Raw genomic sequence first — 25,212 nt, 5'->3', positions numbered from 1 at the left:
CCAACCCTCAGTCAATCCTGTTTCGGACCTGAAAAATGAAGCGTCCCCATAGGGCCAAAGCCAGGGAAATGGGCCAGTCATGATTTGTCGACTCAGGACAAACGAGTCACAGTCCAATCCAGCGTTTCGCCGGCGCGAAGCGGCACAATGCCGGAATCCGTCACAAAGGGTAAACGCTCCGGAATTTCCATGGGCTCACGCTTTAACTCGTAAATTCCTTCATTCACAGGCAGACCATAAAACGCGGGGCCGTTCAGGCTGCAGAATTGCTCAAACAATCTGCTGTCTTCCAAGGCACCCATTTGCTCAAAAGCTTCCGCGTACATCGGCATGGCGTAAGGCGCTGAATAACAACCCGCACAACCGCACGACATTTCCTTGAGGTGCTTGGCATGTGGAGCACTGTCTGTGCCCAGAAAGAACTGCGGCAATCCGCTGGTGGCTGCTTTCAACAAAGCTTGGCGATGAACCTCCCGCTTCAGAACAGGCAAACAATACCAATGCGGCTGCAATCCACCTTTAAAAATTGCGTTGCGGTTGTACAGCAGATGTTGGGGCGTGATCGTTGCAGCCAGCAACAATCGCCCTTGCGAATCGCGCGCGGAATGTTCTGTTACAAAATCAACCGCCTGCTTGGTGGTGATGTGTTCAAAAACCACGCGCAGGTTCGGGAACTGTTTCCGAAGGGGTTTCATCACGCTGTCCACAAAAGCCGCTTCACGATCGAACACATCCACATTCGGATCAGTGACTTCCCCGTGTACCAGCAGGGGCAAACCACAAACCTCCATCGCCTTGAGCACCTCACCACATTGCCCCAACAAATCAGACACCCCTGCGTCTGAATTTGTGGTTGCACCAGCCGGGTACAATTTCACCGCCTTCACCACACCACTGAGGGCTGCCTTTTCAATTTCTGAAGGGCTGGTTGCACCAGTCAGGTAAAGCACCATCAGGGGCTCGAACTTTGCCATCACCGCCTGCTGCTCGGGCGAATAGGTGCCGCTGGCGCAAGCCTTTTCAACAGCGGCATGAATGCGACCTTTGTACGCAATCGCCTGCTCCACAGTAGTAACCGGGGGCTTCAAATTGGGCATTACAATCGCTCTGCGAAAATTCAGGGCAGTGGCGGCAACCACATGCTCAAGTGCCTCTCCATCTCGCAAATGCAAGTGCCAATCGTCTGGGGGGGCAATTTGAATAGTCTGAATCATGACAGCACGCAGGGAGTTGAAAAAGATTCGTTATTCTAACCCAGCCGTCCTGCTTCAATTTCTCAGGGTTCGCCGATCAGAATCACACGCAAATCATTCACGTTGGTCATCGTCGGCCCAGTCATCAGCAAACGATCCAGTTGCTTGAAATAGTCATAGCTGGTGTGTTGATCCAGGTGCAACTGCGGCGCCAACTTGGCTGCCTTGCAAAGTAGTTTGTCACCAGGCAGCATCAAGGCGCCCGCATGCCCACCAATGCCATCAATCCCATCTGTATCGGCAGCCATGGCGGCGATCTCCACCTCTGCTTTCAGGTCGCGCAAGTAAAACGCAAGCGCCAGCAAAAACTCGGAATTCCTGCCGCCTCTCGCTTGTCGAAGCTGGGTGTCATTCAGAGTGACAGTGCACTCCCCACCGCTAAGAATTGCCAACGGTCCGGTTGGCCATCCGCCTTGCCCAGTCGCCGCCTGGCGCACAATCGCCGCGTGCACTCGTGCAACATCCCGGGCTTCGCCTTCCAAGGTGTCACCGAGGTTTAAAACCCTGTATCCCTTTGACTCCAGCAACTCAGTGGCCGCTTCCAGTGATTTCAAGTTACTCGCCAACAGTTGGGTTCGTACTTTCCTGAAAACCAGAGAACTGCGCTTGGGTGTATCTGGCACGCCTCCACGCACGCCCTTGTCCAGGTAACGCGAAATGGAATGCGGAACCTGAACTTCCCAGCGGCGCAGCACTTCCACGGCATCGTGAAAAGTACTTTCATCCGGACTGAATGGCCCCGAAGCAATGGATGATGGGTCATCGCCCGGCACGTCGGAGATTAGCAACTGAAACACCGGCGCGCGACAAACCTGAGCCAACTGACCACCCAGTGTTTGTGTGACGTGTTTCCTGACAATATTCATTTCGTCGATGGGCGCCCCACAAGACAACAAGGCGCGATTCAATTGCTGCAAATCGACAAAGGGAATGTCTTTGACCGGCACACTCAAGAGACTCGACCCACCACCGGAAACCAGCGCAATCACAGCATCGCTGGAGGGGACTTCTGAAATGGCCTTGTACAATCTGCGCGCAGCACGCTGACCATCTTCATCCGGAACAGGATGCGCGGCCTGTACTACCTCGATGACATTTGTTTTTACTGCATGCCCACGCCTGGTGACGACAAAGCCCTGAAGCGCCTCGGTACTTCCGGCCACATCTTCCAGCGCCTTGGCCATCGAGGCAGCGGCCTTGCCTGCGCCAAACACCCAAATGCGCTCACGCTCTGGTGCAAGCTGTTCCAGCCAAGGCAGCAAATGCTCATGCCAAGCCGATTCAATCGCCCGTTGCGGTTGAGCCGCCAATACACCTGCCTCAAAAACCTGCGTCAGCAGCGCCTTGAAGAAATCATCCCTCTCCGACATGAAAAGTCTCTTAAAATGAATATCAATTAATCAACAAGCTACCTATTTAACCATGTGTCAATTGCTAGGCATGAATTGCAATACACCAACCGACATTCAATTTTCATTTGAAGGCTTCGCCAAACGTGGCGGCCTCACCGATGAACACGTGGATGGCTGGGGCATTGCCTTCTTTGAGGAATCTGCTGCCCGATGCTTCATCGATCACCGCCCGGCATCCGACTCACCCGTGGCTGAGTTAATCCGCAATTATCCCATTCGATCCTGCAACGTAATCTCGCACATTAGAAAGGCAACTGTCGGGCAGGTCAAACTGCAAAACTGTCACCCCTTCATTCGGGAATTGTGGGGTCAAGCCTGGGTATTTGCCCACAATGGCGACTTGAAGAATTTTGCCCCCACCCTACAAGGCGACTATCTACCAATCGGAGAAACTGACAGTGAACAGGCGTTTTGCCTATTGCTGCAAACCCTCAAAAACGAGTTTGGATATAGAAATGCCGAGAACCGGCCTGGTGCAAAAGAAATTGAAGCTGTGTTGCGCCCTGTGTGCGAAAAAATTGCCGAGCACGGCACATTCAACATGTTGATGTCCAATGGACAAACCATGTACACCCACTGCTCGACCAAGCTGGAATACATTGTTCGGGCTTATCCTTTCAAACAGGCCCATCTGGTGGACTGTGACCTGCAAGTCGACTTCGGTACCGTGACCACCCAAAATGACCGAGTCGCAGTGATAGCCACTGCAGCCTTGACAGACAATGAGGTCTGGACACCGTTTGACACAAACTCATTTGTGGTCTTTGAGGACGGGCGGCCCGTGCTGAAGAATGGCGTCGAAACCACCCTCTGAACACGCAGAGACCGGTCGCTTTTGTGGCGCATGAACGAGCGTGTTCAACACCTGATCCCGTTCCTCTTTGGAACGTTGCCCTAGTGATTCAACTGCCCCGTAAAAGCGCGGAAAGTCTCTGCCACACCATTCAAACAACCCTTTGAAGCCAGGCACATGCTGGTTGTACAAACCGGAAACCGCCAATTTTGCATTGTTCAAATCCTCGGACATGAAACGGTCGTAACCAGACCAACCACCCCATTCTGCTTTCAATGCGAGATAGTCCGCTCGTAGTTGACTCATGCGCATTGACTTGGCTTCCAACACCACGCTCTGCGCGACCTTACCCTCATTCGCGTAAATTTGTTTCAAATCGGTCTGCGCCCTTGAAAGCAGGGCCCGAAATGCGCGGCGGCGTCCATCAAACTCGCCATACAGCACCCGCAATGTTTCCTGCCCAGGCTGAGCAAGCCATTCTTCAAGCCCCAATTCCTCTACGGCTGTAGCAAAACTTTCGTTAAAAGTAGTGTCGTCCGCAATGTACACCACCTGGTGCGCCAACTCGTGAAAAACAAGCCGGGCCAACTCACCAGCAGGGTAGTTCACGAAACTGCTCAACACCGGGTCGGGTGTAAATCCCAAGGTTGAATACGCAGGCACCCCAAGCACGGCCACATCAAGACCTTCGCGCCGCAGCGAAACAGCAAGCTTCACCGCATCCACTTCCTGATAAAAACCCTTGTAGGAAATGCAACCCGTGACAGGAAAACACCAGGTCTTCAAATCCAGGCTATCCACAGGCGAAGCGACCACATTCCACACAACAAAGGGGCGGTCAAGCTGGGTGTAACGGGTATAACTGGTGTTGTCTGGCAGGGCCAGAGTCGAGACTGAAAAAGCCCGGATCTGAGTAATGTGACGGAGTTGTTTTTTAAGCGTATCTGGTGTGTCGGGCTTGTCAATCAATTCATTGATGTCTTGCGCCGCAGCAAGAATTTTCAAATGGCCGGCAGTGGCTTGCCAAAAATACGCACCAGTGCTGCATCCATTCAGAAGACCTGCGCACAACGCCAATGTCAAATACACCCATAACCGCTTCACATCGCCCCCTTTTCACCACCGAACTTCACTGCAATGGTACCGCACAGAGATTGCCAGCACCTGCAAAACCTGCGATTCTTAGGGTCTGTATCAATCTGTGAATCGTGCTGTGAATCAGAATAAAATTGAATCCTGGGTTAAAACCCGAAGAGACATTCATGCCCATCCTGAACTTCGGTATCAGGAAAACCGAACTTCAGACATCATCGCAAAACGCCTTGTCGAATTGGGCTACAAGGTCGAAAAGGACATTGGAGTAACAGGCGTAGTAGGTGTACTGCAAGGCAAACGCGGGCCGGGTAAGTCAATTGGATTGCGTGCTGACATGGATGCCCTGCCCATTCAGGAAAAAAATCAATTCGATCACGCTTCAAGGCATCCAGGAAAAATGCACGCCTGCGGTCATGATGGGCACATTGCAATGTTGTTGGGTGCAGCTCAGGAGTTTGCTGAAAATCCTGATTTCTCGGGAAGTGTAGTGTTGATATTCCAGCCTGCCGAAGAAGGTGGTGCCGGTGCACAACGCATGATTGAAGACGGCCTATTCGAACGCTACCCCGTAGATGCGGTTTTCGCCATGCACAACTGGCCAGGCCTTCGCGAAGGTGAGTTTGCAGCCCACACCGGTCCTGTCATGGCATCGAGCAACGAGTTCTCGGTGACAATTCACGCGAAAGGCGCACACGCAGCTATGCCTGATTTGGGAATCGACCCGGTGGTCATTGCAGCACAGCTTATCATTGCATTTCAAACCATTATCAGCAGAACCTGCAAGCCAGTTGATCCTGCCGTGCTGTCTGTTACGCAAATTCAAGCGGGTGAAGCAATCAATGTGATACCCGACCATGCCGTACTTCAAGGAACAGTTCGCACCTTCAGCATCGAAACACTCGACTTGATCGAAAACCACATGCGCAAATTGTGCACTGAAATGTGCGCTGCTTTTGGCGCAACTGCCAACATGGAATTTGAAAGAAAATATCCACCGACCGTCAACACGCCGGAAATGGCAAACTTGGCCAAGACTGCACTGGAAACACTGAATGAAGTCTCCGAGGTGCACAGCAACCTGCCGCCCACCATGGGTGCCGAAGATTTCGCATTCATGTTGCAGCACAAGCCAGGTGCGTATCTATGGATAGGGAATGGCGATGGTGGACATCGAACCCACGGACACGGCATTGGTCCATGTACCTTGCACAACCCGAGTTATGACTTCAATGACCGGATATTGCCAATCGGCGTGAAGGCCTGGGAGGCCATAGTCAAGGAATTCCTCAAATAGTATCAGTGCACCTGATAGGCCAACAAAGCCTCATAATCCGAGGTGGGCTTGCGACGGGCCATTAAGACAAGCTCACCACGATCAGGATTCAACTCAAGAGCATGCGTATTGCCTTGCTTCTTCAGATGAATCCATTTTTTTCCTTGAACCACCACCATTTCATCAAATACTTCACTTTCAAGTTGAAGCTTCAAGGGCCGCTTTGACAAACGCCCCAGGACGGGAGCATTGATTACTTTGAATGCACCCGGTACATGGTCAAATGTCTTAACCACAGGGGAACCTGTAGAGCCGCGTTGTTGGTTCAGTACGAGACGCGGGTCAAACCCTGCACCCACTGCATACATAGCATCTTCAGGTATCTGCCTGAATAAACTGGCTGTAACACCAAACCTTTTCTGAAAACCAAACTGGTCCTTCTCATCAAAATAGCTTAAAACGGCCATTTCTGGTCGCATTAAAAAAAACAACTCACTTGGTACGCGCTCGAAACCCCCGTCCCCAACAACGCCGGCACCCCAAGTTGTATCAACTGTATGCCATTCGCCATCAATTTTTACAGCGTTCCAGACATGATTAACTGGCATTGATCCGAATTGCCGCGTGTTGGTACCGCTCTTTGCTGTTCCATAAACAGTTCTCGCTTGAAGCCCTGCCTTGTCAAACAAGCGTTGGGTGACATTGGCATACACAGCACAACTTCCACCACCCAAGCGGAACAACTCTTCGAGGGAGTGTTTGCCTGGATCACCAATGCGGGCCGAAAGTTTTAAATCGTGACGAAAATGACGAATAACCCACTGATAAATCAACCAGGCCTTTTCTTTATCGGACCGTATTCCGTTGGTTAAATCACGCAAACGCTGATCAACATTGAGTTGAGCGTGTGTTGAATTCACGTGATTCAACCTGCGTTCAAGTGCATCAAATCGATGAGGAGCAAAAGCAACTGCGTCTTGCATACCAACCGACAAACCCAAAACAAGCGCAAATAATTTAAAGACAGACAAAAGAGTTCCGAGGCTCAAATTGGCAATTATTCAAGGGATAGATCGAAGCGAGCAAGAATAGCTTGAAACAACAAGAGGATAGAGACTGGAGGGCCCTGCAAACAAGAAAGAGTCCGTTCTGAAGTGCCCCCGCACGGGCGAAAGACCCATTTATAGGACCGTGGGCATATAGCGGCAATTGAGTTTTTAGCAGGAAATAAAAAACCCCGCCTCTTTCGAGTACGGGGTTTTTCTTGAATTGGAGAGCCTGACGATGTCCTACTTTCACATGCGAATGCACACTATCATCGGCGCTAAGGCGTTTCACTGTCCTGTTCGGGATGGGAAGGAGTGGTACCACCTTGCTATGGTCGTCAGGCAAAGAGGGTTGGCTGTAAGTGCGGTGCTCTGCACGTACTTGTTAGCTAACCAGCATTGCGGCTGATTGGCTCGATTTGGATCTGATGAGTTATCGGTCTAGAGACTATTCTGGCTTGATGCGTATTGCGGGTATTTCTGTCTTTCACTACAAACTACCTTGACTAATTTCAGGGTTTTAAACCTGGGTAGATTTACTGTGTGTTGTTTCAAGTGCGTATCTTTAAGCAAGGCTCAATGCTATAGAGCCAAGCCGCACGGGCAATTAGTACTGGTTAGCTTAATGCATTACTGCACTTCCACACCCAGCCTATCAACGTCGTGGTCTTCAACGGCCCTTCAGGAGGATCAAGTCCTCAGGGAAATCTTATCTTAAGGCAAGTTTCACGCTTAGATGCTTTCAGCGTTTATCTCTTCCGTATTTAGCTACCCGGCAATGCCACTGGCGTGACAACCGGTACACCAGAGATACGTCCATTCCGGTCCTCTCGTACTAGGAACAGCCCCCTTCAAATTTCCAACGCCCACGGCAGATAGGGACCAAACTGTCTCACGACGTTTTAAACCCAGCTCACGTACCTCTTTAAATGGCGAACAGCCATACCCTTGGGACCGGCTACAGCCCCAGGATGAGATGAGCCGACATCGAGGTGCCAAACACCGCCGTCGATGTGAACTCTTGGGCGGTATCAGCCTGTTATCCCCAGAGTACCTTTTATCCGTTGAGCGATGGCCCTTCCATACAGAACCACCGGATCACTATGTCCTGCTTTCGCACCTGCTCGACTTGTCAGTCTCGCAGTCAAGCACGCTTATGCCATTGCACTATCAGTACGATGTCCGACCGTACTTAGCGTACCTTCGAGCTCCTCCGTTACTCTTTAGGAGGAGACCGCCCCAGTCAAACTGCCCACCATGCACGGTCCCCGACCCAGCTAATGGGTCAAGGTTAGAACCTCAAACAGATCAGGGTGGTATTTCAAGGATGGCTCCATGAGAACTGGCGTTCCCACTTCAAAGCCTCCCACCTATCCTACACAAACCGGTTCAAAGTCCAATGCAAAGCTACAGTAAAGGTTCATGGGGTCTTTCCGTCTAGCCGCGGGGAGATTGCATCATCACAAACACTTCAACTTCGCTGAGTCTCAGGAGGAGACAGTGTGGCCATCGTTACGCCATTCGTGCAGGTCGGAACTTACCCGACAAGGAATTTCGCTACCTTAGGACCGTTATAGTTACGGCCGCCGTTTACTGGGACTTCAGTCAAGAGCTTGCACCCCATCATTTAATCTTCCAGCACCGGGCAGGCGTCACTCCCTATACGTCCACTTTCGTGTTTGCAGAGAGCTGTGTTTTTATTAAACAGTCGCAGCCACCATTTTATTGCAACCCCTTCGTCCTTCCATTGTTCATGGTCAAACTACAAGGGCGTACCTTCTCCCGAAGTTACGGTACCAATTTGCCGAGTTCCTTCTCCTGAGTTCTCTCAAGCGCCTTAGAATACTCATCCCGCCCACCTGTGTCGGTTTGCGGTACGGTCAACGTGTAACTGAAGCTTAGAGGCTTTTCTTGGGACCACTTCCAATGGGTTCGTAGCCGTAGCTACTTCCCCCCACACCCTTGAGTATATGACAGCCGGATTTGCCTAACTGTCCTCTATGATGCAGGGACCAGGATATCCAACACCTGGACCACTTTCCACGATCCGTCCCCCCATCGCATTACACGTCGGTGCAGGAATATTAACCTGCTTCCCATCGACTACGCATTTCTGCCTCGCCTTAGGGGCCGACTAACCCTACGCCGATGAACGTTGCGTAGGAAACCTTGGGCTTACGGCGACAGAGCCTTTCACTCTGTTTATCGCTACTCATGTCAGCATTCGCACTTCTGATACCTCCAGCATGCTTTACAACACACCTTCGCAGGCTTACAGAACGCTCCCCTACCACATACACTTACGTGTACATCCGCAGCTTCGGTTATCTGCTTAGCCCCGTTACATCTTCCGCGCAGGACGACTCGATCAGTGAGCTATTACGCTTTCTTTAAAGGGTGGCTGCTTCTAAGCCAACCTCCTGACTGTTTTAGCCTTCCCACTTCGTTTTCCACTTAGCAGATATTAGGGACCTTAGCTGGCGGTCTGGGTTGTTTCCCTCTTGACACCGGACGTTAGCACCCGATGTCTGTCTCCCGAGATTGCACTTACAGGTATTCGGAGTTTGCCATGGTTTGGTAAGTCGCGATGACCCCCTAGCCATAACAGTGCTCTACCCCCTGTAGTGAGACTCGAGGCACTACCTAAATAGTTTTCGGGGAGAACCAGCTATTTCCAGATTTGTTTAGCCTTTCACCCCTATCCACAGCTCATCCCCTAACTTTTCAACGTTAGTGGGTTCGGTCCTCCAGTTGGTGTTACCCAACCTTCAACCTGGCCATGGATAGATCATCTGGTTTCGGGTCTACACCCAGCGACTAGACGCCCTATTCGGACTCGCTTTCGCTACGCCTTCCCTACTCGGTTAAGCTTGCCACTGAATGTAAGTCGCTGACCCATTATACAAAAGGTACGCCGTCACGGAACAAGTCCGCTCCGACTGTTTGTATGCACACGGTTTCAGGATCTATTTCACTCCCCTCCCGGGGTTCTTTTCGCCTTTCCCTCACGGTACTAGTTCACTATCGGTCAGTCATGAGTATTTAGCCTTGGAGGATGGTCCCCCCATATTCAGACAGGGTTTCTCGTGCCCCGCCCTACTTGTCGTACGCTTAGTTCCACAACTGAGTTTTCACATACAGGGCTATCACCTTCTATGGCCGGACTTTCAAGACCGTTTTGTTAACTCTGATGCTAAATCGTACAGGCTCATCCAATTTCGCTCGCCACTACTCTCGGAATCTCGGTTGATTTCTTTTCCTCTGGGTACTTAGATGTTTCAGTTCTCCAGGTTCGCCTCGCACAGCTATGTATTCACTGTGCGATACCCCTAAAAGGGTGGGTTTCCCCATTCGGACATCTACGGATCAAAGCTTATTTGCCAGCTCCCCGTAGCTTTTCGCAGGCTACCACGTCCTTCATCGCCTATGACTGCCAAGGCATCCACCATGTGCACTTATTCGCTTGGCTCTATAGCGTTAAGCCCTGCTTCAAGTTATTCACTCTCAACAACACTGTAATCACCATAAAAAGCAAAGTAGTTTGTGTGTATTCTAAGATTCAAGCGCCGATATGCATTAGGAACAACGCACATCAACTTCTTGAGAAGAACGATGATGCAATCGCATCAATCAAAATATGTACACCTTAATTAAAAGGAGTATCTATCTCGATATCTCATCATTTCCAAATTGTTAAAGAACAAGTCCAAACCCTAGGGGCTTGGCGACTCTTACAGCCAAATGAATAAACATTCAATATGCTCATTCATTTGACCGCAAGGGCAATGCAACATTGTGCGCATTGCTTACTTGCCAACTTATTAACAGCCAATCTACTTAAAGACGCTTTACTTAAACACTCGATACAAACTCAACTTTCATTGAGAGCAAAAGATTGGTGGAGGTGAACGGGATCGAACCGATGACCCCCTGCTTGCAAAGCAGGTGCTCTCCCAGCTGAGCTACACCCCCAGGTATTTTCTAACTACCATTTGAAATCAATGGTGGGTCTGGATGGGCTCGAACCATCGACCCCCGCCTTATCAAGACGGTGCTCTAACCAACTGAGCTACAGACCCTAAAAACTTTTCAACCCCAGGGCCCTGACCTCTAGTCAACGTTAACCACATCGACTGAAGGCCCTCTCATTTGCTGCTTGTATCTAATATTTAAACAAACCGATAAGTGTGAGCACTAGTACCAGACACATTCAAGACTTGATCTACTTCTCTTTCTCTAGAAAGGAGGTGATCCAGCCGCACCTTCCGATACGGCTACCTTGTTACGACTTCACCCCAGTCATGAATCCTACCGTGGTGACCGTCCTCCTTGCGGTTAGACTAGCCACTTCTGGTAGAACCCACTCCCATGGTGTGACGGGCGGTGTGTACAAGACCCGGGAACGTATTCACCGCGGCATTCTGATCCGCGATTACTAGCGATTCCGACTTCACGCAGTCGAGTTGCAGACTGCGATCCGGACTACGATCGGTTTTCTGGGATTGGCTCCACCTCGCGGCTTGGCAACCCTCTGTACCGACCATTGTATGACGTGTGAAGCCCTACCCATAAGGGCCATGAGGACTTGACGTCATCCCCACCTTCCTCCGGTTTGTCACCGGCAGTCTCATTAGAGTGCCCTTTCGTAGCAACTAATGACAAGGGTTGCGCTCGTTGCGGGACTTAACCCAACATCTCACGACACGAGCTGACGACAGCCATGCAGCACCTGTGTGCAGGTTCTCTTTCGAGCACCAATCCATCTCTGGAAAGTTCCTGCCATGTCAAGGGTAGGTAAGGTTTTTCGCGTTGCATCGAATTAATCCACATCATCCACCGCTTGTGCGGGTCCCCGTCAATTCCTTTGAGTTTTAACCTTGCGGCCGTACTCCCCAGGCGGTCAACTTCACGCGTTAGCTACGTTACCAAGGAAGTAAATCCCCAACAACTAGTTGACATCGTTTAGGGCGTGGACTACCAGGGTATCTAATCCTGTTTGCTCCCCACGCTTTCGTGCATGAGCGTCAGTGTTATCCCAGGGGGCTGCCTTCGCCATTGGTGTTCCTCCACATATCTACGCATTTCACTGCTACACGTGGAATTCCACCCCCCTCTGACACACTCTAGTCGTGCAGTCACAAATGCAATTCCCAGGTTAAGCCCGGGGATTTCACACCTGTCTTACACAACCGCCTGCGCACGCTTTACGCCCAGTAATTCCGATTAACGCTCGCACCCTACGTATTACCGCGGCTGCTGGCACGTAGTTAGCCGGTGCTTATTCTTCAGGTACCGTCATCCCCCTAGGGTATTAGCCCAAAGGATTTCTTCCCTGACAAAAGTGCTTTACAACCCGAAGGCCTTCTTCGCACACGCGGCATTGCTGGATCAGGGTTTCCCCCATTGTCCAAAATTCCCCACTGCTGCCTCCCGTAGGAGTCTGGGCCGTGTCTCAGTCCCAGTGTGGCTGATCGTCCTCTCAGACCAGCTACTGATCGTCGCCTTGGTAGGCCTTTACCCTACCAACTAGCTAATCAGCCATCGGCCGCTCCAATAACGTGAGGCCTTGCGGTCCCCCACTTTCCCCCTCAGGGCGTATGCGGTATTAATCCGGCTTTCGCCGAGCTATCCCCCATTACTGGGCACGTTCCGATGTATTACTCACCCGTTCGCCACTCGTCAGCATCCGAAGACCTGTTACCGTTCGACTTGCATGTGTAAGGCATGCCGCCAGCGTTCAATCTGAGCCAGGATCAAACTCTTCAGTTTAATCTCTGCAAAATTTACTAAACTCGACGGAGTAGATGTTTGTATCGGCCTTGACGACCTTTACATTCACTTACTTTATTCCGTGAGCACTAACTCTGAATCGTGATTCAAAGTCATTCTTTTTGAGAAAAGAACAAACCTTAAACCTATCTGGTCAGTGCCCACACTTATCGGCTGTTAACTTGTTAAAGATCGCTTCGAAATTTCCGCTACAATCACTGTTCTTCGTACTGCCTTATTTACTACTTAAGACCCTGAAGAACCGCTTGCTTGCTTCGTTTCGCGCTGCTTGTCGTGCAGCAGAGAAACGAGATTATGCACATCAATCCGAAACCTGTCAAACACTTTTGCGAAGAAATTTGTATTTTTCTGCAAACAGGCAAAAGGCTGTTCCGGGCAGCCCACACACAGATCAAAACAAGCCCCTGACGTACAAGGATTTTTTCTATTCCGAGCAAGAAAAAGGGCCTCCGAAGAAGCCCTAAATTATTTTCACTTTTTTTGCTTTGAGGCGGTCTCAAAACCCCACCATCACCGAAAAAATCGAATTTAAATCAAATTTAATTCGAATTAATTGGTAATTAATTCCCTTATTTGTTGCTGAAATTGGGTTTTCGCTTCTCGACAAAGGCGGCCATGCCCTCTTTTTGGTCTTCTGTGGCGAACAAACTGTGAAACATGCGGCGTTCAAACAGCATTCCTTCCGACAAAGAACCTTCAAAAGCACGATTGATACTCTCTTTGGCCATCATTACAGAGGGATTTGAATACGCCGCAATAATAGTGGCCGCTTCAAGGGCTTCGTCCAGGCAACGGTCTGCAGGAACAACCCGCGACACCAGACCGGCACGCTCTGCCTCGGCGGCATCCATCAAACGCCCTGTCAAACACAGGTCCATGGCTTTGGCCTTGCTGATGGCGCGGGGCAGGCGCTGGGTGCCGCCAGCACCGGGGATGATACCGAGCTTGATTTCGGGCTGACCAAACTTGGCCGTGTCGGCGCAAATAATGAAGTCGGTCATCATGGCAAGTTCGCAACCACCGCCAAGGGCGAAACCACGCACAGCAGCAATTACCGGCTTGCGCACATTGCGAATGGTTTCCCAGTTGCGGGTGATGTATTCGCTTTTGTAGACATCCATATAGGTAAAGGACGCCATAGCACCGATGTCGGCACCCGCGGCGAAGGCTTTGTCGCTGCCGGTAATAACCATGGCGCCGATGTTGTCGTCTGCGTCAAAGGCCACGAGTGCTTCGCCCAGCTCGGTCATGAGTTGGTCGTTCAACGCATTGAGTACCTGCGGCCTGTTAAGGCGTATCAAGCCAACTTTGCCCTGTGTTTCAACCAGAATGGTTTCGTAAGTCATGTTCAGTCTCCTGCTATATGTGGGAACACAGAAAGTCTAACCGCTGGAATTCAGTAGAAAGGCATGAACTCAAAGAATTGAATGAAGACGTGACTTTATTTTCTGTCTAGGACAAAATACAAATACGTTGGACAAAACAGGGTGCAAAGAATGTCGAAGTGTGTATTTGTAATGGGCGCCAACAGCGCAATAGCGCAAGAGTTGATTCAATTGTGCGTGCAGTCGGGGCAAGAAGTTGTCGCGGGCGGACGCAATGCTTCTGTATTGGAGGCACTTTACGGCCAGATGGAGGGTGTACATATTCTGGAGGTACAAGCCTGCGATTCTGCTTCTGTTGACAAAGCGTTTGAACAATTGGCTGATTTGGACAAACAGGTTGATGGATACGCGCACTGCGTGGGCTCTATTCTGGTTGCGCCACTGATCAAAACAAGCGACGCACAAATGGACAGCGTGATGCAGATCAACCTGTTTTCAGCCATGTATGGCATGCGGGCCTTTTTAAAGCATGCCAAGGCAAATGGTCAGGGTGGTTCGGCCGTGCTGGTTTCTACTTGTGCCACTGGCATTGGTGTGCCCAACCATGAAGCCATTGCAGCGGCGAAGGCAGGGTTGGAAGGTCTGGCCAGGTCGGCGGCCGCGACACATGCAAGCGACAACATTCGCGTGAACGTGGTTGCACCGGGTTTGACGGATTCACCAATTGCATCGGCCTTTTTGAAAAGCGACATGATGCGGGCCGCCAGCTCGAAGCAATATCCTTTGCAAGGCGTAAACCAGCCATTGGAGGTTGCACAAAGCATGCATTGGTTGCTCAGCGACGCGTCGAACCGCATTACCGGCACAGTATTGAATGTGGACGGCGGGTTCAGGAATATTCGACCCTTGGTCAAATAGATAAAATCCGCTGAATAACCGCACGAAATACCACCCAAGAAAGTAACCACTATAAAGACACCCATGCAGTACCAAACAAAAATCAACTACGCACCCAGTCGGCACGCCGCACTAGATAGCCTGGCAAAGGTAGACCCAGCGCAGTACAGCCGGTCTCGCAACTTTCTGGACGGTGCGGTAACTGGCTTGTCACCCTGGATAACGCACGGCTATACCAACGTTCGCGAGGCCACTCAACTGCTGGTGCAAAAGTACCGCTTGAGCTTTGAAGACAAACTGATTTTCGAGTTTGCCTGGCGGGAATTTTTCAAGCATGTCCATACAGAACTGGGCGACGGAATTTTGCGCGATGTAAGACGACCCGTCTGGCCTGGCCGGTACAACAATCAACTACCGGATGATATAGAAGAAGGAAGAACAGGCATTGCTGCCATTGATGCTGGTATTGCACTGCTTTACGAGACAGGCTACCTGCACAACCACGTGCGTATGTGGATTGCATCGTATGTTGTGCATATTCGCAAGGTGCACTGGAAAGTGGGTGCGGACTGGATGTATTCGCATTTGCTGGACGGTGACCTGGCATCGAACCACTTGAGCTGGCAATGGGTGGCCGGTACGTTCAGCCACAAACCCTATGTATTCAACGCGGACAATGTGCACAAATACGCACCCCGTTGGGACTGCACTGGCACCTCGATTGATACAGATTATGAAAGCCTGGACTCAATTGCGCGAAGCAAGCGGGATTTGGGGCGTGAACGGAACGCACCGCCAGTGGGGGTGGCCCGACCTGCTTGCACTGGTTTTCAAATGGACCTGCTGAGTGAACCCCTAAAGCGAAAGCTGGTTGATTTACGCCAGCCAGTGGGTGTTGAGGCCAGTTGCACGCTGCTTGATCAGTTCAAAACAGTGAAATTGATTCACCCATGGGATTTGAAAGCCTGCTTTGACGTGGCGAAAGAAGGTGTGCTGCGAGTCGGTTTGATTGACTGCGCATTTCATGAAGTGCACCCATGGAGCGAACAACGTTGGGCCTTTGTACTGGGTGCCATGGAAACGGGTTGCGACCAGGTCTGGATTGTGGACACCCGCCAGGCCTCGCACAATGTGGCCATACTGGCCCGATTTACCAAAACGGAAGTTCGCATTGAATTGCGTGAAACACTAAACCCGGGTTATGCAACAGTGACAAAATGCCTGCCTGCCAAGTGGCTTCGAGAAGAAAAGCTGCTGCCGAACCCATTGCGCTTCCAGCAAAGTTTCTCGCGCTTTTACAAGGAAGCGACAACCATGGCTGGTAGCCTGGAAGAAGCACTACACGAACACGCACTTGCGGATTAACTATGGCTCAAGTACTAAAAACACACTGGATGAACACCCTAGGCTATGCAGGCCTGATTCCATTTTTGGGCTTGGCTGTGCTGACAGGTGTTTTTAGCGGCACGGAAACGGCGTCGGCGCTGGCGCAGTACAACCTGATCTATGCCTTGTGTATTGTTTCTTTTCTAGGAGCCGTTCACTGGGGGCTGGCAATTTCACTGGCCAATCAGGAACAACCGGCATACCTGGCGGGCCTGGATCAAGCAGAATTTGAAACACGCAGCTTCATTTGGGGCGTGACACCTTCACTGCTGGCCTGGCTGGCTGGCGCCTTTTCTCCACCCGAATACACGCTGTGGATTCTTGCCGTGATTCTTGCCTTTGTGTGGCTGGTGGATCAACGCATGCTCAAACCCATGAAGGCATTTGAGCAATATCTGAAATTGCGGAATCACCTGACTCTTGGGGCTATTGCAGGATTGCTGCTGACCGCCTGCTTTGCTTAAATGGTGTAGTCTTGAATTTCAAGACTGACAACAAGTAAAGACGGAGACAGTATGTTCAAGGCAGTATTCCTTCAAAAAAATGAACTGGGTGAATTCAAGGCCAGCATTGAGCAAATCAGTGAAAGCCAGTTGCCTGAAGCAGGTGATGTGGTGGTTCAAATTTCCCACTCGACCCTGAATTACAAAGACGGACTTGCGATTTGCAACAAATCGCCCGTGGTGCGGCAATGGCCCATGGTGGCGGGTATTGACGGTGCGGGCACGGTTCTGGAAAGTGCTCACCCGAATTTCAAGACTGGGGACGAGGTGATCTTGAATGGCTTTGGTGTGGGTGAAACCCATTGGGGATGCCTCGCGGAAAAAGCAAAACTGAAAGGCGACTGGCTGATCAAGCGACCCGCCGGCCTGACAGCGGAACAAACCATGGCAATTGGCACGGCCGGCTACACAGCCATGCTGTGCGTTCTGGGCCTGGAGCGCCATGGCGTAAAACCAGAACATGGCGAGATTTTGGTGACCGGTGCCACGGGTGGTGTGGGCTCGGTGGCCATTGCCTTGCTCAGCAAACTCGGTTACACAGTGGTCGCCACCAGCGGTAAGCCTGAGCAAGCCGAGTTTTTGAAGAACCTGGGTGCCGCAGAAGTGCTGGACAGGAAAACCCTGAGCGAACCGGGCAAACCCTTGCAACGTGAACGCTGGGCGGGTGTTGTGGACTGCGTGGGATCCTACACATTGGCCAATGCCTGTGCACAAACAAGATATGGCGGCACGGTGACAGCCTGTGGACTTGCGCAAGGCATGGACCTGCCTTCGTCGGTGGCCCCATTCATATTGCGCGGTGTGACGCTGAAAGGCATTGATTCTGTCATGGCACCCTTGGCGGTTCGTGAAGAGGCGTGGCAGCGACTGGCGCGAGACCTCGACTTGGCCAAGCTGGCGAGTTTGTCGCGTACTGTTCCGCTTGAGGAGGCCATTGAAGTGGCGGCCCAGATCATGGCGGGGAGCAATACCGGGCGTGTCGTCGTCAGGATGTAAATACAACAAGTAAAAACCCATTTCTGGAAACTTGAAGATACAAATAACCATGCTGCATTACCTGGTCACCGTGGCAGACCCCAAAGGCCACTATTTCGATGTTCGGCTACAAACACGAATTCCTGTTGAAATTCTGCAGGGCGAAGGGCAAAACCGCTGGATTGACCTGACACTGCCTGCATGGATACCCGGCAGTTACCTGATTCGGGAGTTCTCGCGCAACGTGCTTTATGTGCGGGCCAGCATCAACAACGTGGATGTGATGTGCGAGAGGGCTCGCAAGGACAGTTGGCGGATTGAAGTGGATCCGGCCTTGCTACAGAGCGGGCATCATGAGGAACTTGTACTGGAATGTTACTGGCGCGTGTATGCCTGGGATTTGTCGGTGCGTGGTGCGCACCTGGATGACAACCATGGCTTTTTCAATGGAACCAGCTTGTTTCTGTGCCCACAAGGAATGGAACATGAACCTGTCGGTTTGACAATTTCAAGACCGGGTGAAAACCTGCAGGACTGGACGGTGGCCTGTGGCTTGCCGAGCAGCAACGAAGCCGAGAAAGACATTCATGGATGCCCGGTGTTGAAAGCCGGGGGATTGGTGACCTTTACCGCGCCGGATTACGACAGCCTGATTGATCACCCGGTTGAAATGGGCGTGCTGCAAACCAAAAGCTTTGATGCCTTGGGTATTCAACATGTATTTGCAGTGTATGGCGCCGACCAGGACCTGGACTTGCAACGCATTTGCGATGACTTGAAACCGGTGTGCGAGGCCCAGATTGCCTTGTTCGAACCCCAGAGCAAGCAAGCGCCGTTTGAGCGATATGTGTTCATGCTGCATGCCACCGACAACGGGTATGGCGGGCTTGAACACCGCAACAGCACTGCCCTGCTTTGCAGCGTGAATGATTTGCCGCAACGTGGGGTAGAGAAAGCGCCAAAAGGATATGAAGGATTTTTAGGCCTGTGCAGTCACGAGTATTTCCATTCCTGGAATGTGAAGCGGATGAAACCCGCTGCCTTTGTGCCTTACGACCTGACCCAGGAGAACTACACCCGCCTGCTATGGATTTTTGAGGGCTTCACATCCTATTACGACGATGTGATGCTGGCACGTGCCGGCAAAATGGACGAAGCTGCTTACCTGACAGCACTGGGCAAGACAATTGCCCAAGTGATGAAAGGCCCCGGACGTTTGAACCAGAGTGTTGCCGACAGCTCTTTTGATGCCTGGACGAAATATTATCGGCAAGACGAAAACGCGCCCAATGCAATTGTCAGTTATTACACCAAAGGCGCATTGCTTGCGCTGTGTATTGATTCGGCCATTCGGCAACAGACGAGTGGGCAGCATAGCCTGGATGATGTGATGCGCCTGATGTGGCAGCGCAAGGGCATGACGGGTTCAGGCCTGGGAGAAGACGAGTTCAGTGCACTTGTGCACGAGGCCACAGGGGTGGACCTTGCCCACTCGATCAACGAATGGAGCCGTGGCACTGGCGAGTTACCACTGGCAGAAGCGCTGAAGGCCTATGGCTATGAGCTGGAACAAAAGCCAGCCGAAGACACGATTTACCTGGGACTGCACGGGCAGTTCAAGCCTGAAGGCATGCTGGTGAAACAGGTGATCAACGGCAGCCCTGCGCATGCCGCCGGCATTTCTGCTGGGGATGTGTTGGTGGCCTTGGGCGAGAAGCGGCTGACCGAAACCCATTACAAGCGAGCGCTGGCAGCATTGCGCCCTGGCACGACAGTGGAAATCATTGGTTTTCGAGCCGAGCGCTTGAGTGAATTCACGGTGACAAGCGGTGAAGCGGTGTCCAATGAATGGAGTATCAAGAAACTGGAACAGGCTGGTGGTAAAACACTGCCTGCGCCCTGGAAGGTTTGAACTGCAGTTCTTCGGTCACTCCGCTTGTTGCCGAAGAACTGCCTTGTGCGGAAATGACCTGCGGTGCGTGTTAAAACAGCTTAGTCAAACTGCTTAGTAAAACAGGTCGGCCAAAGCCTGACCCGGAGAGGCTGCCCGCATGAAGGCTTCCCCCACCAGGAAGGCATGCACATCGTTGGAACGCATCAATTCCACATCAGCGCGTGTGGCAATGCCGCTTTCAGTGATCAACAAGCGGCTTTCATCCACCTTGCCTTTAAGATCAAGAGTGGTTTGAAGTGAAGTTTCAAAGGTGCGCAAATTTCGGTTGTTCACGCCAATCAAAGGCGTTTTCAGCTGCAGGGCGATGTCCATTTCGGCGGCGTCGTGCACTTCAACCAGTACATCCATGCCCAATTCATTGGCACATTGTTCCAATTCCAGCAGTTGAGGTAATTGCAGGGCGGACACAATCAACAAAATGGCATCGGCACCCAATGCGCGGGCTTGAACCACCTGGTAGGTGTCAATGATGAAGTCTTTGCGAATGCAGGGCAAACCACTGGCTTGCCGCGCCATGTCGAGGTACTGCGGCGCGCCTTTGAAATACTGAATATCGGTGAGAACCGACAAACAGGTTGCACCATGCTTTGCATAACTGCTTGCGATTTCAACCGGATCAAAAGGTTCGCGCAGAATACCCTTGCTGGGGCTGGCCCGTTTGACCTCGGCAATGACTGCGGGCAGTCCTTTGCCCACGGCGGTTTTCATGGCTTGGGCAAAACCGCGGGGTGGCGCAAGGCGGGCCGCTTTGGTGAGCCACTGCACCTCGGACAAAATCTGTTTGCCCTGGGCTATTTCTTCGCGCTTAGTGGCGAGGATTTTGTCGAGAATATCGCTCATGATGTGCTTGCCTTATTGTTCGACCGACTGGGTGAAGTCGACGAACTGTGTGAGTTTTCGAAGGGCGGCACCGCTGGCCACTGTGTCGCGCGCCAGTTGCACGCCCTCTTTCAAGCTGGATACCAAACCCGCCGTGTACAAACCGGCTGCGCTGTTGAGAAGAACGATGTCTTCAATCGCGCCGCCTTTTCCGTTCAGGGCATGGTGAATTTTGTCACGGGATTCTGCAACTGACCCTGCATGCAAGCTGCTGTGTGAGGCCCTGGTCAAACCAAAGTCTTCGGGTTTGACCGTATAGTGGCGAATTTCACCATCGCGCAATTCGGCCACCTTCGAGTCGCATTCGACGCACAGTTCATCCATGCCGTTTTCACCGTGAACGATCAGGGACTGAACTGCTCCCAGACGTTTCAACACCTCGGCTTGAAGCGCCAACAAACTGGGGCTGTAAACCCCCATGACCTGACGCTTGGCATTGGCCGGGTTGGTCAGGGGCCCCAAAATGTTGAACACGGTGCGAACCCCCAATTCTTTGCGCACAGGCCCGGCAAAACGCATGGCACTGTGGTGGTTGGGTGCAAACATGAAACCGATGCCCACTTGCTCGATGGATTGCGCAACCTGCGCGGGTTTCAAGTTGATATTGACACCCAGCAGTTCAAGCACATCGGCACTGCCCGAATTGGACGATACACTGCGGCCACCATGTTTGCCCACCTTGGCACCAGCGGCAGCCAGCACAAACATGCAGGCCGTAGAAATGTTGAAGGTTTGTGCGCCATCGCCACCGGTGCCACACAGGTCGACCACATCAGTGCCTTGCGGCAATTCCACGGGTGTGACCAGGTCGCGCATCACTTGTGCGGCGGCAGCCACTTCCTCAGCCGTTTCGCCTTTGAGGCGCAAACCCACCAACAGCGCGGCGATTTGTGCAGTGGTCAACCCCCCGCTGAGCAGTTGCTGAAACGCGCTGCGGGTGAGTTCATGCGACAGGTTTTGCCCAGCCAGAAGTTGGTTCAGCGTGGCGGTGAAATTGAATGTGTCGGACATGGCAACGGGCTGCTAAAGGTGGCGTAAATCGGGCGAATGGGTGGATGCAAAGGCGCACTCAAATTGCAACGGGCGACGCAACAGGTGACTGAACCCGCTTGAGGAAATTCTTGAGCAGATCGTGGCCCCGGTCGCTAAGAATTGACTCGGGGTGAAACTGCACGCCTTCCACATCCAGGGTTTTGTGGCGCACACCCATGATTTCACCATCGGCAGTTTCGGCCGTGACCTCCAGACAATCGGGCAGGCTGTGCCGCTCAATGGCCAGTGAGTGGTAACGGATGCAGGTCAATGGATTGGGCAGGCCTTCAAACACGCCAACATTCTGGTGGTGAACCGGGGAGGTTTTGCCGTGCATGATGCTTTTAGCCCGCACGACTTTGCCACCAAACGCCTCGCCAATAGCCTGGTGCCCGAGACAAACGCCAAGCACAGGAACAACCCCGGCCATTCGCTGGATGATTTCAATGGACACACCCGCCTGCGCAGGGGAACAAGGGCCGGGGGACACACACACCGCGCTGGGTTTCAAAGCCAGGGCTTGATCCACTGTAATGGCGTCGTTGCGAACAACGTGCACCTGCTGCCCCAATTCGCCAAAATACTGGACGAGGTTGAAAGTGAAACTGTCGTAGTTGTCGATCATCAACAGCATGGCGGGCCTGCGCTTTGAATGGAAATGAATGGGTGATACCTGAGATTGCAAAATTTTAACACAGGCACCCGATCAAGCCCCGAAACAAGACGACCAATGTCAACGCAGAGCTTGCCTAAGCGTATTGAAGCGCCAGCACCCGATCCACATGCAACTGGATTTGTGTGGACAGTTCCATGAGCGCGTTCTTGATTTCAGCCGTTTTGTGGCTAGGCCTATCCATGTAGCGAAGTATCTGGTCAATCGCAATTCGTGCGGGTTGCAGGTGTGTGCCCGTACAGCGCTGTTGGAGCCACTGCAATTGCCGGTGAGTCACCGTGCCATGGCACAGGCTGTTGAGTGTGTGAAACATCACCTGGAGTTGCACTTGTGCATCGCGGCTGGTTCCGTGGGTGCAGCCGAAGATACCTTGACTGATTTCTTCAATCAGCTTGGGCGGTTCACAGGGCCTGATCACAAAGCGTTGCACACCGCGTTCGCGTGCTTTGAGTATGGTTGATCGGTCCGCGCGGCAAACCATCACCGGAAAAAAGTAAGGGGTTTTCAAACGCGCCAGGGCATCTTCGTTGCTGTCAACGAATTCAATGCTGCCGGGCCAGTGGGGTTGCACGGCGGTGACCCAGCTTTCCTGAATGCTTGCTTCCTTCTCCACAACGATGATGCGCATGGGGGCCTCGATCTGAACATTGGTTACAGATCAAGGGTATGAACAACTGCCGCAAGTGAGTGCTCCCCGGCTGGGGGAAGACTCCGTTCTGGATCGAACTTCTGGTTGATTAAGGCAGTTCGCCGTCGAGCCCGGCCTGAACCAGCTCGGCTGCGCGCATGACTGCACGGGCCTTGTTCTCGGTTTCAAGCCACTCACTTTCAGCAACGGAATCGGCAACAACCCCAGCACCCGCCTGAACGTAAAGAGTCTGGTCCTTGACGACCCCGGTGCGAATGGCAATCGCCACGTCCATGGTGCCGGTGAAACTGAGATAGCCACACGCACCGCCGTACACGCCGCGCTTGGTGGGTTCCAGCTCATCAATGACTTCCATGGCTCGAACCTTGGGCGCACCAGACAAGGTACCCGCCGGGAAGGTGGCGCGCAAAACGTCCATGGCTCCCATGTTCGGCCTGAGATCACCCTGCACGTTGCTGACGATGTGCATGACGTGAGAATAGCGTTCGATGATCATTTTTTCGGTGACCTGCACTGACCCGACCTGGGCAATGCGGCCCACATCGTTGCGGGCCAGGTCGATCAACATGACATGTTCGGCAATTTCTTTGGGATCGGCCAACAGTTCTTCGGCCAAAGCCAGGTCTTCCTGAGGCGTTTTTCCACGGGGCCGTGTGCCAGCGATTGGGCGCAGGGTGACCACGGGCGACTTGCCCTCAGCCTGGTCCTGGCGGACCAGAATTTCGGGGGAAGAACCTACCACCTGAAAGTCGCCAAAGTTGTAATAAAACAGGTAAGGCGAGGGGTTGAGCGAACGCAGCGCGCGGTACAACATGAGCGCGTCTTGCGTGAAGCGTTTACTCAGCCGCTGCCCCAGTACCACCTGCATGACATCGCCCGCTGCGATGTATTCCTTGGATTTGGCAACCATGTCAAAGAAATAGTCTTTGCTCATGCTGCGCTCGATGGGCGTGGATTCGCTGCCTGCGGAAACCGGAATGGCAATGGGCTGACGAAGCTGGGTCATGATTCGCTTGACCTCGGCCACCCCATTTTCATAAGCATCGGCTTGCGCAGGATCGACAAACACGATCAACTGGATGGTGCCCTGAATGTTGTCCACCACCGCCATGCGGTCGGTGAACATCAACAGGATATCGGGAATGCCCAGGTCGTCGGCCTTTCGGGAAGCTTCCAGCCGCGGCTCAATATAACGCACGGTGTCATATCCGAAATAACCTGCCAGACCACCGAAAAAGCGCGGAGTATTGGGCATGGGCGGCACTTTGAAACGCGCGTGGTATTGCTCGATGAAAGCGAGCGGGTCACCGCTGAATGTTTCGAGGGTTTCCAGTGAACCGTCTGTATGCTGCTGTTGAACCAGCACATTGTGCTCAACCACCTTGATCGTAATGCTGGAAGGCAAACCCACAAACGAATAGCGGCCTGAACGTTCACCACCCACCACCGATTCCAGCAGGAATGTGTTGGGCTGATTGGCCAGCTTGAAATAAACCGACAGCGGAGTGTCCAGGTCGGCATAACAGCGGGCGATCAGGGGAATGCGGTTGTAACCCTGAGCAACAAATTGATCAAATTCAGTTCGAGAAATCATGGTGATGTCCGTGTGCCAATCAGGCGTTGCGCAGCTTCTTCAATCGTGTTCACAATGCCATCGCATTGGGTTTCATGAACAGACCGCCCTTCGTTGTAACCGTAGGGCAAAAGCCAACACGGCACACCTGCGGCATTGGCAGCCAGTGAGTCGTTGACCGAGTCCCCGATCATCAAGGTCTGCGCAGGTTCAACACCCAGCAAACGGCATGCATGCTGCACGGGCATCGGATCAGGCTTTTTGACCGGGCAGGTGTCGCCACCCACTACCACCTCAAAATAATGGGCAATGCCAGTGCGCTCCAGCAACGGATGGGTAAAACGCTCGGGTTTGTTCGTGACCACCGCCAGTTTGAAACCCGCCTGTTTCAGCAAGGCCAGCCCTTCTTTAACGCCGTCATAAAATACGGAATGATTGCCGTTGATGTGGGTGTAGTGGTTTTGCCAGTTGGCCATCGCCTGGGCATATAGCTCAGGTGAGGCCTTCTCGGTCATGCTGCCGGTAAGGCTTCGATTCACGAGGTTTTCAGCGCCCTTGCCCACATACACGGCAACGGTTTCTTCAGACAAAACGGGCTTACCCAAATCAACAAGCATCGCGTTCACCGCCGCGGCCAGATCAGGTACGGTGTGCAACAGGGTGCCATCCAGATCGAACAATACTGCTTGAATAGTCATGGAGCG

18 protein-coding genes, 2 tRNA genes and 3 rRNA genes are annotated in these 25,212 nt (G+C 52.4%); 7 read left to right on the top strand and 16 right to left on the bottom strand.

Annotated elements, in window-relative coordinates; all coding sequences use genetic code 11:
* Positions 1-92: 92 nt before the first annotated feature.
* Positions 93-1,214 carry a dihydroorotase gene (gene pyrC, locus RGQ30_RS02345; RefSeq protein WP_130558512.1) on the bottom strand — a complete coding sequence of 374 codons (1,122 nt, stop codon included), beginning with the start codon at positions 1,212-1,214 and terminating at the stop codon, positions 93-95.
* 62 nt (positions 1,215-1,276) lie between these two features.
* Entirely contained in the window at positions 1,277-2,623 is a 1,347-nt protein-coding gene (locus tag RGQ30_RS02340) for a glycerate kinase type-2 family protein (protein WP_130558513.1), read from the bottom strand.
* Positions 2,624-2,675: 52 nt separating this feature from the next.
* On the opposite strand from RGQ30_RS02340, the gene RGQ30_RS02335 reads away from it, so the two are divergent.
* A complete protein-coding gene (locus tag RGQ30_RS02335; protein ID WP_130558514.1) occupies positions 2,676-3,479 on the top strand; it encodes a class II glutamine amidotransferase in 804 nt (267 codons plus the stop codon).
* On the opposite strand, the gene RGQ30_RS02330 is transcribed toward RGQ30_RS02335, so the two are convergent.
* Positions 3,417-4,562, bottom strand: a complete 1,146-nt coding sequence (locus tag RGQ30_RS02330) for an aminopeptidase (protein WP_130558515.1) — start codon at positions 4,560-4,562, stop codon at positions 3,417-3,419. The genes RGQ30_RS02335 and RGQ30_RS02330 overlap by 63 nt on opposite strands.
* 109 nt (positions 4,563-4,671) lie before the next feature.
* Here RGQ30_RS02330 and RGQ30_RS02325 point away from each other — a divergent pair, with 109 nt between their 5' ends.
* Positions 4,672-5,847, top strand: a complete 1,176-nt coding sequence (locus RGQ30_RS02325) for an amidohydrolase (RefSeq protein WP_130558516.1) — start codon at positions 4,672-4,674, stop codon at positions 5,845-5,847.
* 2 nt (positions 5,848-5,849) lie between these two features.
* Here RGQ30_RS02325 and RGQ30_RS02320 read toward each other — a convergent pair whose 3' ends face one another.
* The 7 genes from RGQ30_RS02320 to RGQ30_RS02290 all read right to left on the bottom strand — a co-directional run bounded on the left by RGQ30_RS02320 (position 5,850) and on the right by RGQ30_RS02290 (position 14,008).
* A complete protein-coding gene (locus tag RGQ30_RS02320) occupies positions 5,850-6,857 on the bottom strand; it encodes a transglutaminase domain-containing protein (RefSeq protein WP_338284680.1) in 1,008 nt (335 codons plus the stop codon).
* 245 nt (positions 6,858-7,102) lie between these two features.
* Positions 7,103-7,215, bottom strand: a 5S ribosomal RNA gene (gene rrf / locus RGQ30_RS02315).
* A gap of 243 nt (positions 7,216-7,458) precedes the next feature.
* A 23S ribosomal RNA gene (locus RGQ30_RS02310) occupies positions 7,459-10,341 on the bottom strand.
* A 427-nt stretch (positions 10,342-10,768) separates the two neighbouring features.
* Positions 10,769-10,844: transfer RNA gene (locus RGQ30_RS02305), tRNA-Ala, on the bottom strand.
* Positions 10,845-10,874: 30 nt separating this feature from the next.
* Positions 10,875-10,951, bottom strand: a tRNA-Ile gene (locus tag RGQ30_RS02300).
* 161 nt (positions 10,952-11,112) lie between these two features.
* Positions 11,113-12,641, bottom strand: a 16S ribosomal RNA gene (locus RGQ30_RS02295).
* The 16S, 23S and 5S rRNA genes sit together here with 2 tRNA genes alongside, the layout of an rRNA operon.
* A 590-nt stretch (positions 12,642-13,231) precedes the next feature.
* On the bottom strand, positions 13,232-14,008 hold the full coding sequence (locus RGQ30_RS02290; RefSeq protein WP_130558519.1) for an enoyl-CoA hydratase: 777 nt from the start codon (positions 14,006-14,008) through the stop codon (positions 13,232-13,234).
* A gap of 150 nt (positions 14,009-14,158) precedes the next feature.
* On the opposite strand from RGQ30_RS02290, the gene RGQ30_RS02285 reads away from it, so the two are divergent.
* From RGQ30_RS02285 to RGQ30_RS02265, 5 genes are all read left to right on the top strand, one after another.
* Complete coding sequence (locus RGQ30_RS02285) at positions 14,159-14,905, top strand: SDR family NAD(P)-dependent oxidoreductase (RefSeq protein ID WP_130558520.1); 747 nt, start codon at positions 14,159-14,161, stop codon at positions 14,903-14,905.
* Positions 14,906-14,968: 63 nt separating this feature from the next.
* A complete protein-coding gene (locus RGQ30_RS02280) occupies positions 14,969-16,249 on the top strand; it encodes an FAD-binding domain-containing protein (RefSeq protein ID WP_130558521.1) in 1,281 nt (426 codons plus the stop codon).
* A 2-nt stretch (positions 16,250-16,251) separates the two neighbouring features.
* Positions 16,252-16,734 carry a DUF3429 domain-containing protein gene (locus tag RGQ30_RS02275; protein WP_130558522.1) on the top strand — a complete coding sequence of 161 codons (483 nt, stop codon included), beginning with the start codon at positions 16,252-16,254 and terminating at the stop codon, positions 16,732-16,734.
* Between the two features lie 51 nt (positions 16,735-16,785).
* Positions 16,786-17,769, top strand: a complete 984-nt coding sequence (gene acuI / locus RGQ30_RS02270) for an acrylyl-CoA reductase (NADPH) (RefSeq protein WP_130558523.1) — start codon at positions 16,786-16,788, stop codon at positions 17,767-17,769.
* A gap of 31 nt (positions 17,770-17,800) precedes the next feature.
* Positions 17,801-19,660, top strand: a complete 1,860-nt coding sequence (locus RGQ30_RS02265) for a M61 family metallopeptidase (RefSeq protein ID WP_338284679.1) — start codon at positions 17,801-17,803, stop codon at positions 19,658-19,660.
* 93 nt (positions 19,661-19,753) lie between these two features.
* Here RGQ30_RS02265 and trpC read toward each other — a convergent pair whose 3' ends face one another.
* From trpC to RGQ30_RS02235, 6 genes are all read right to left on the bottom strand, one after another.
* Positions 19,754-20,542, bottom strand: coding sequence for an indole-3-glycerol phosphate synthase TrpC (gene trpC / locus RGQ30_RS02260; protein WP_130558525.1), 789 nt, complete (start codon positions 20,540-20,542; stop codon positions 19,754-19,756).
* Positions 20,543-20,554: 12 nt separating this feature from the next.
* Positions 20,555-21,592, bottom strand: coding sequence for an anthranilate phosphoribosyltransferase (gene trpD / locus RGQ30_RS02255; RefSeq protein ID WP_130558526.1), 1,038 nt, complete (start codon positions 21,590-21,592; stop codon positions 20,555-20,557).
* 58 nt (positions 21,593-21,650) lie between these two features.
* Positions 21,651-22,247: an aminodeoxychorismate/anthranilate synthase component II gene (locus RGQ30_RS02250; protein ID WP_130558527.1), complete on the bottom strand. Its 597-nt coding sequence runs from the start codon at positions 22,245-22,247 to the stop codon at positions 21,651-21,653.
* Between the two features lie 115 nt (positions 22,248-22,362).
* Positions 22,363-22,914 (bottom strand): hypothetical protein, encoded by a 552-nt coding sequence (locus RGQ30_RS02245; protein ID WP_130558528.1) that lies wholly within the window; start codon positions 22,912-22,914, stop codon positions 22,363-22,365.
* A gap of 109 nt (positions 22,915-23,023) precedes the next feature.
* Positions 23,024-24,526 carry an anthranilate synthase component I gene (trpE, locus tag RGQ30_RS02240; RefSeq protein ID WP_420915188.1) on the bottom strand — a complete coding sequence of 501 codons (1,503 nt, stop codon included), beginning with the start codon at positions 24,524-24,526 and terminating at the stop codon, positions 23,024-23,026.
* The gene (locus RGQ30_RS02235) at positions 24,526-25,206 is read right to left on the bottom strand and encodes a phosphoglycolate phosphatase (RefSeq protein WP_130558530.1); all 681 of its coding nucleotides are present in this window, start codon (positions 25,204-25,206) and stop codon (positions 24,526-24,528) included. The genes trpE and RGQ30_RS02235 overlap by 1 nt, the downstream gene beginning before the upstream one ends.
* Between the last annotated feature and the right edge of the window lie 6 nt (positions 25,207-25,212).

This window comes from Limnobacter thiooxidans, from assembly GCF_036323495.1.
Classification (GTDB): domain Bacteria; phylum Pseudomonadota; class Gammaproteobacteria; order Burkholderiales; family Burkholderiaceae_B; genus Limnobacter; species Limnobacter thiooxidans.
Note: the sequence above shows the minus strand (reverse complement) of the source record. Positions and strands in the feature narration are given on the sequence as shown.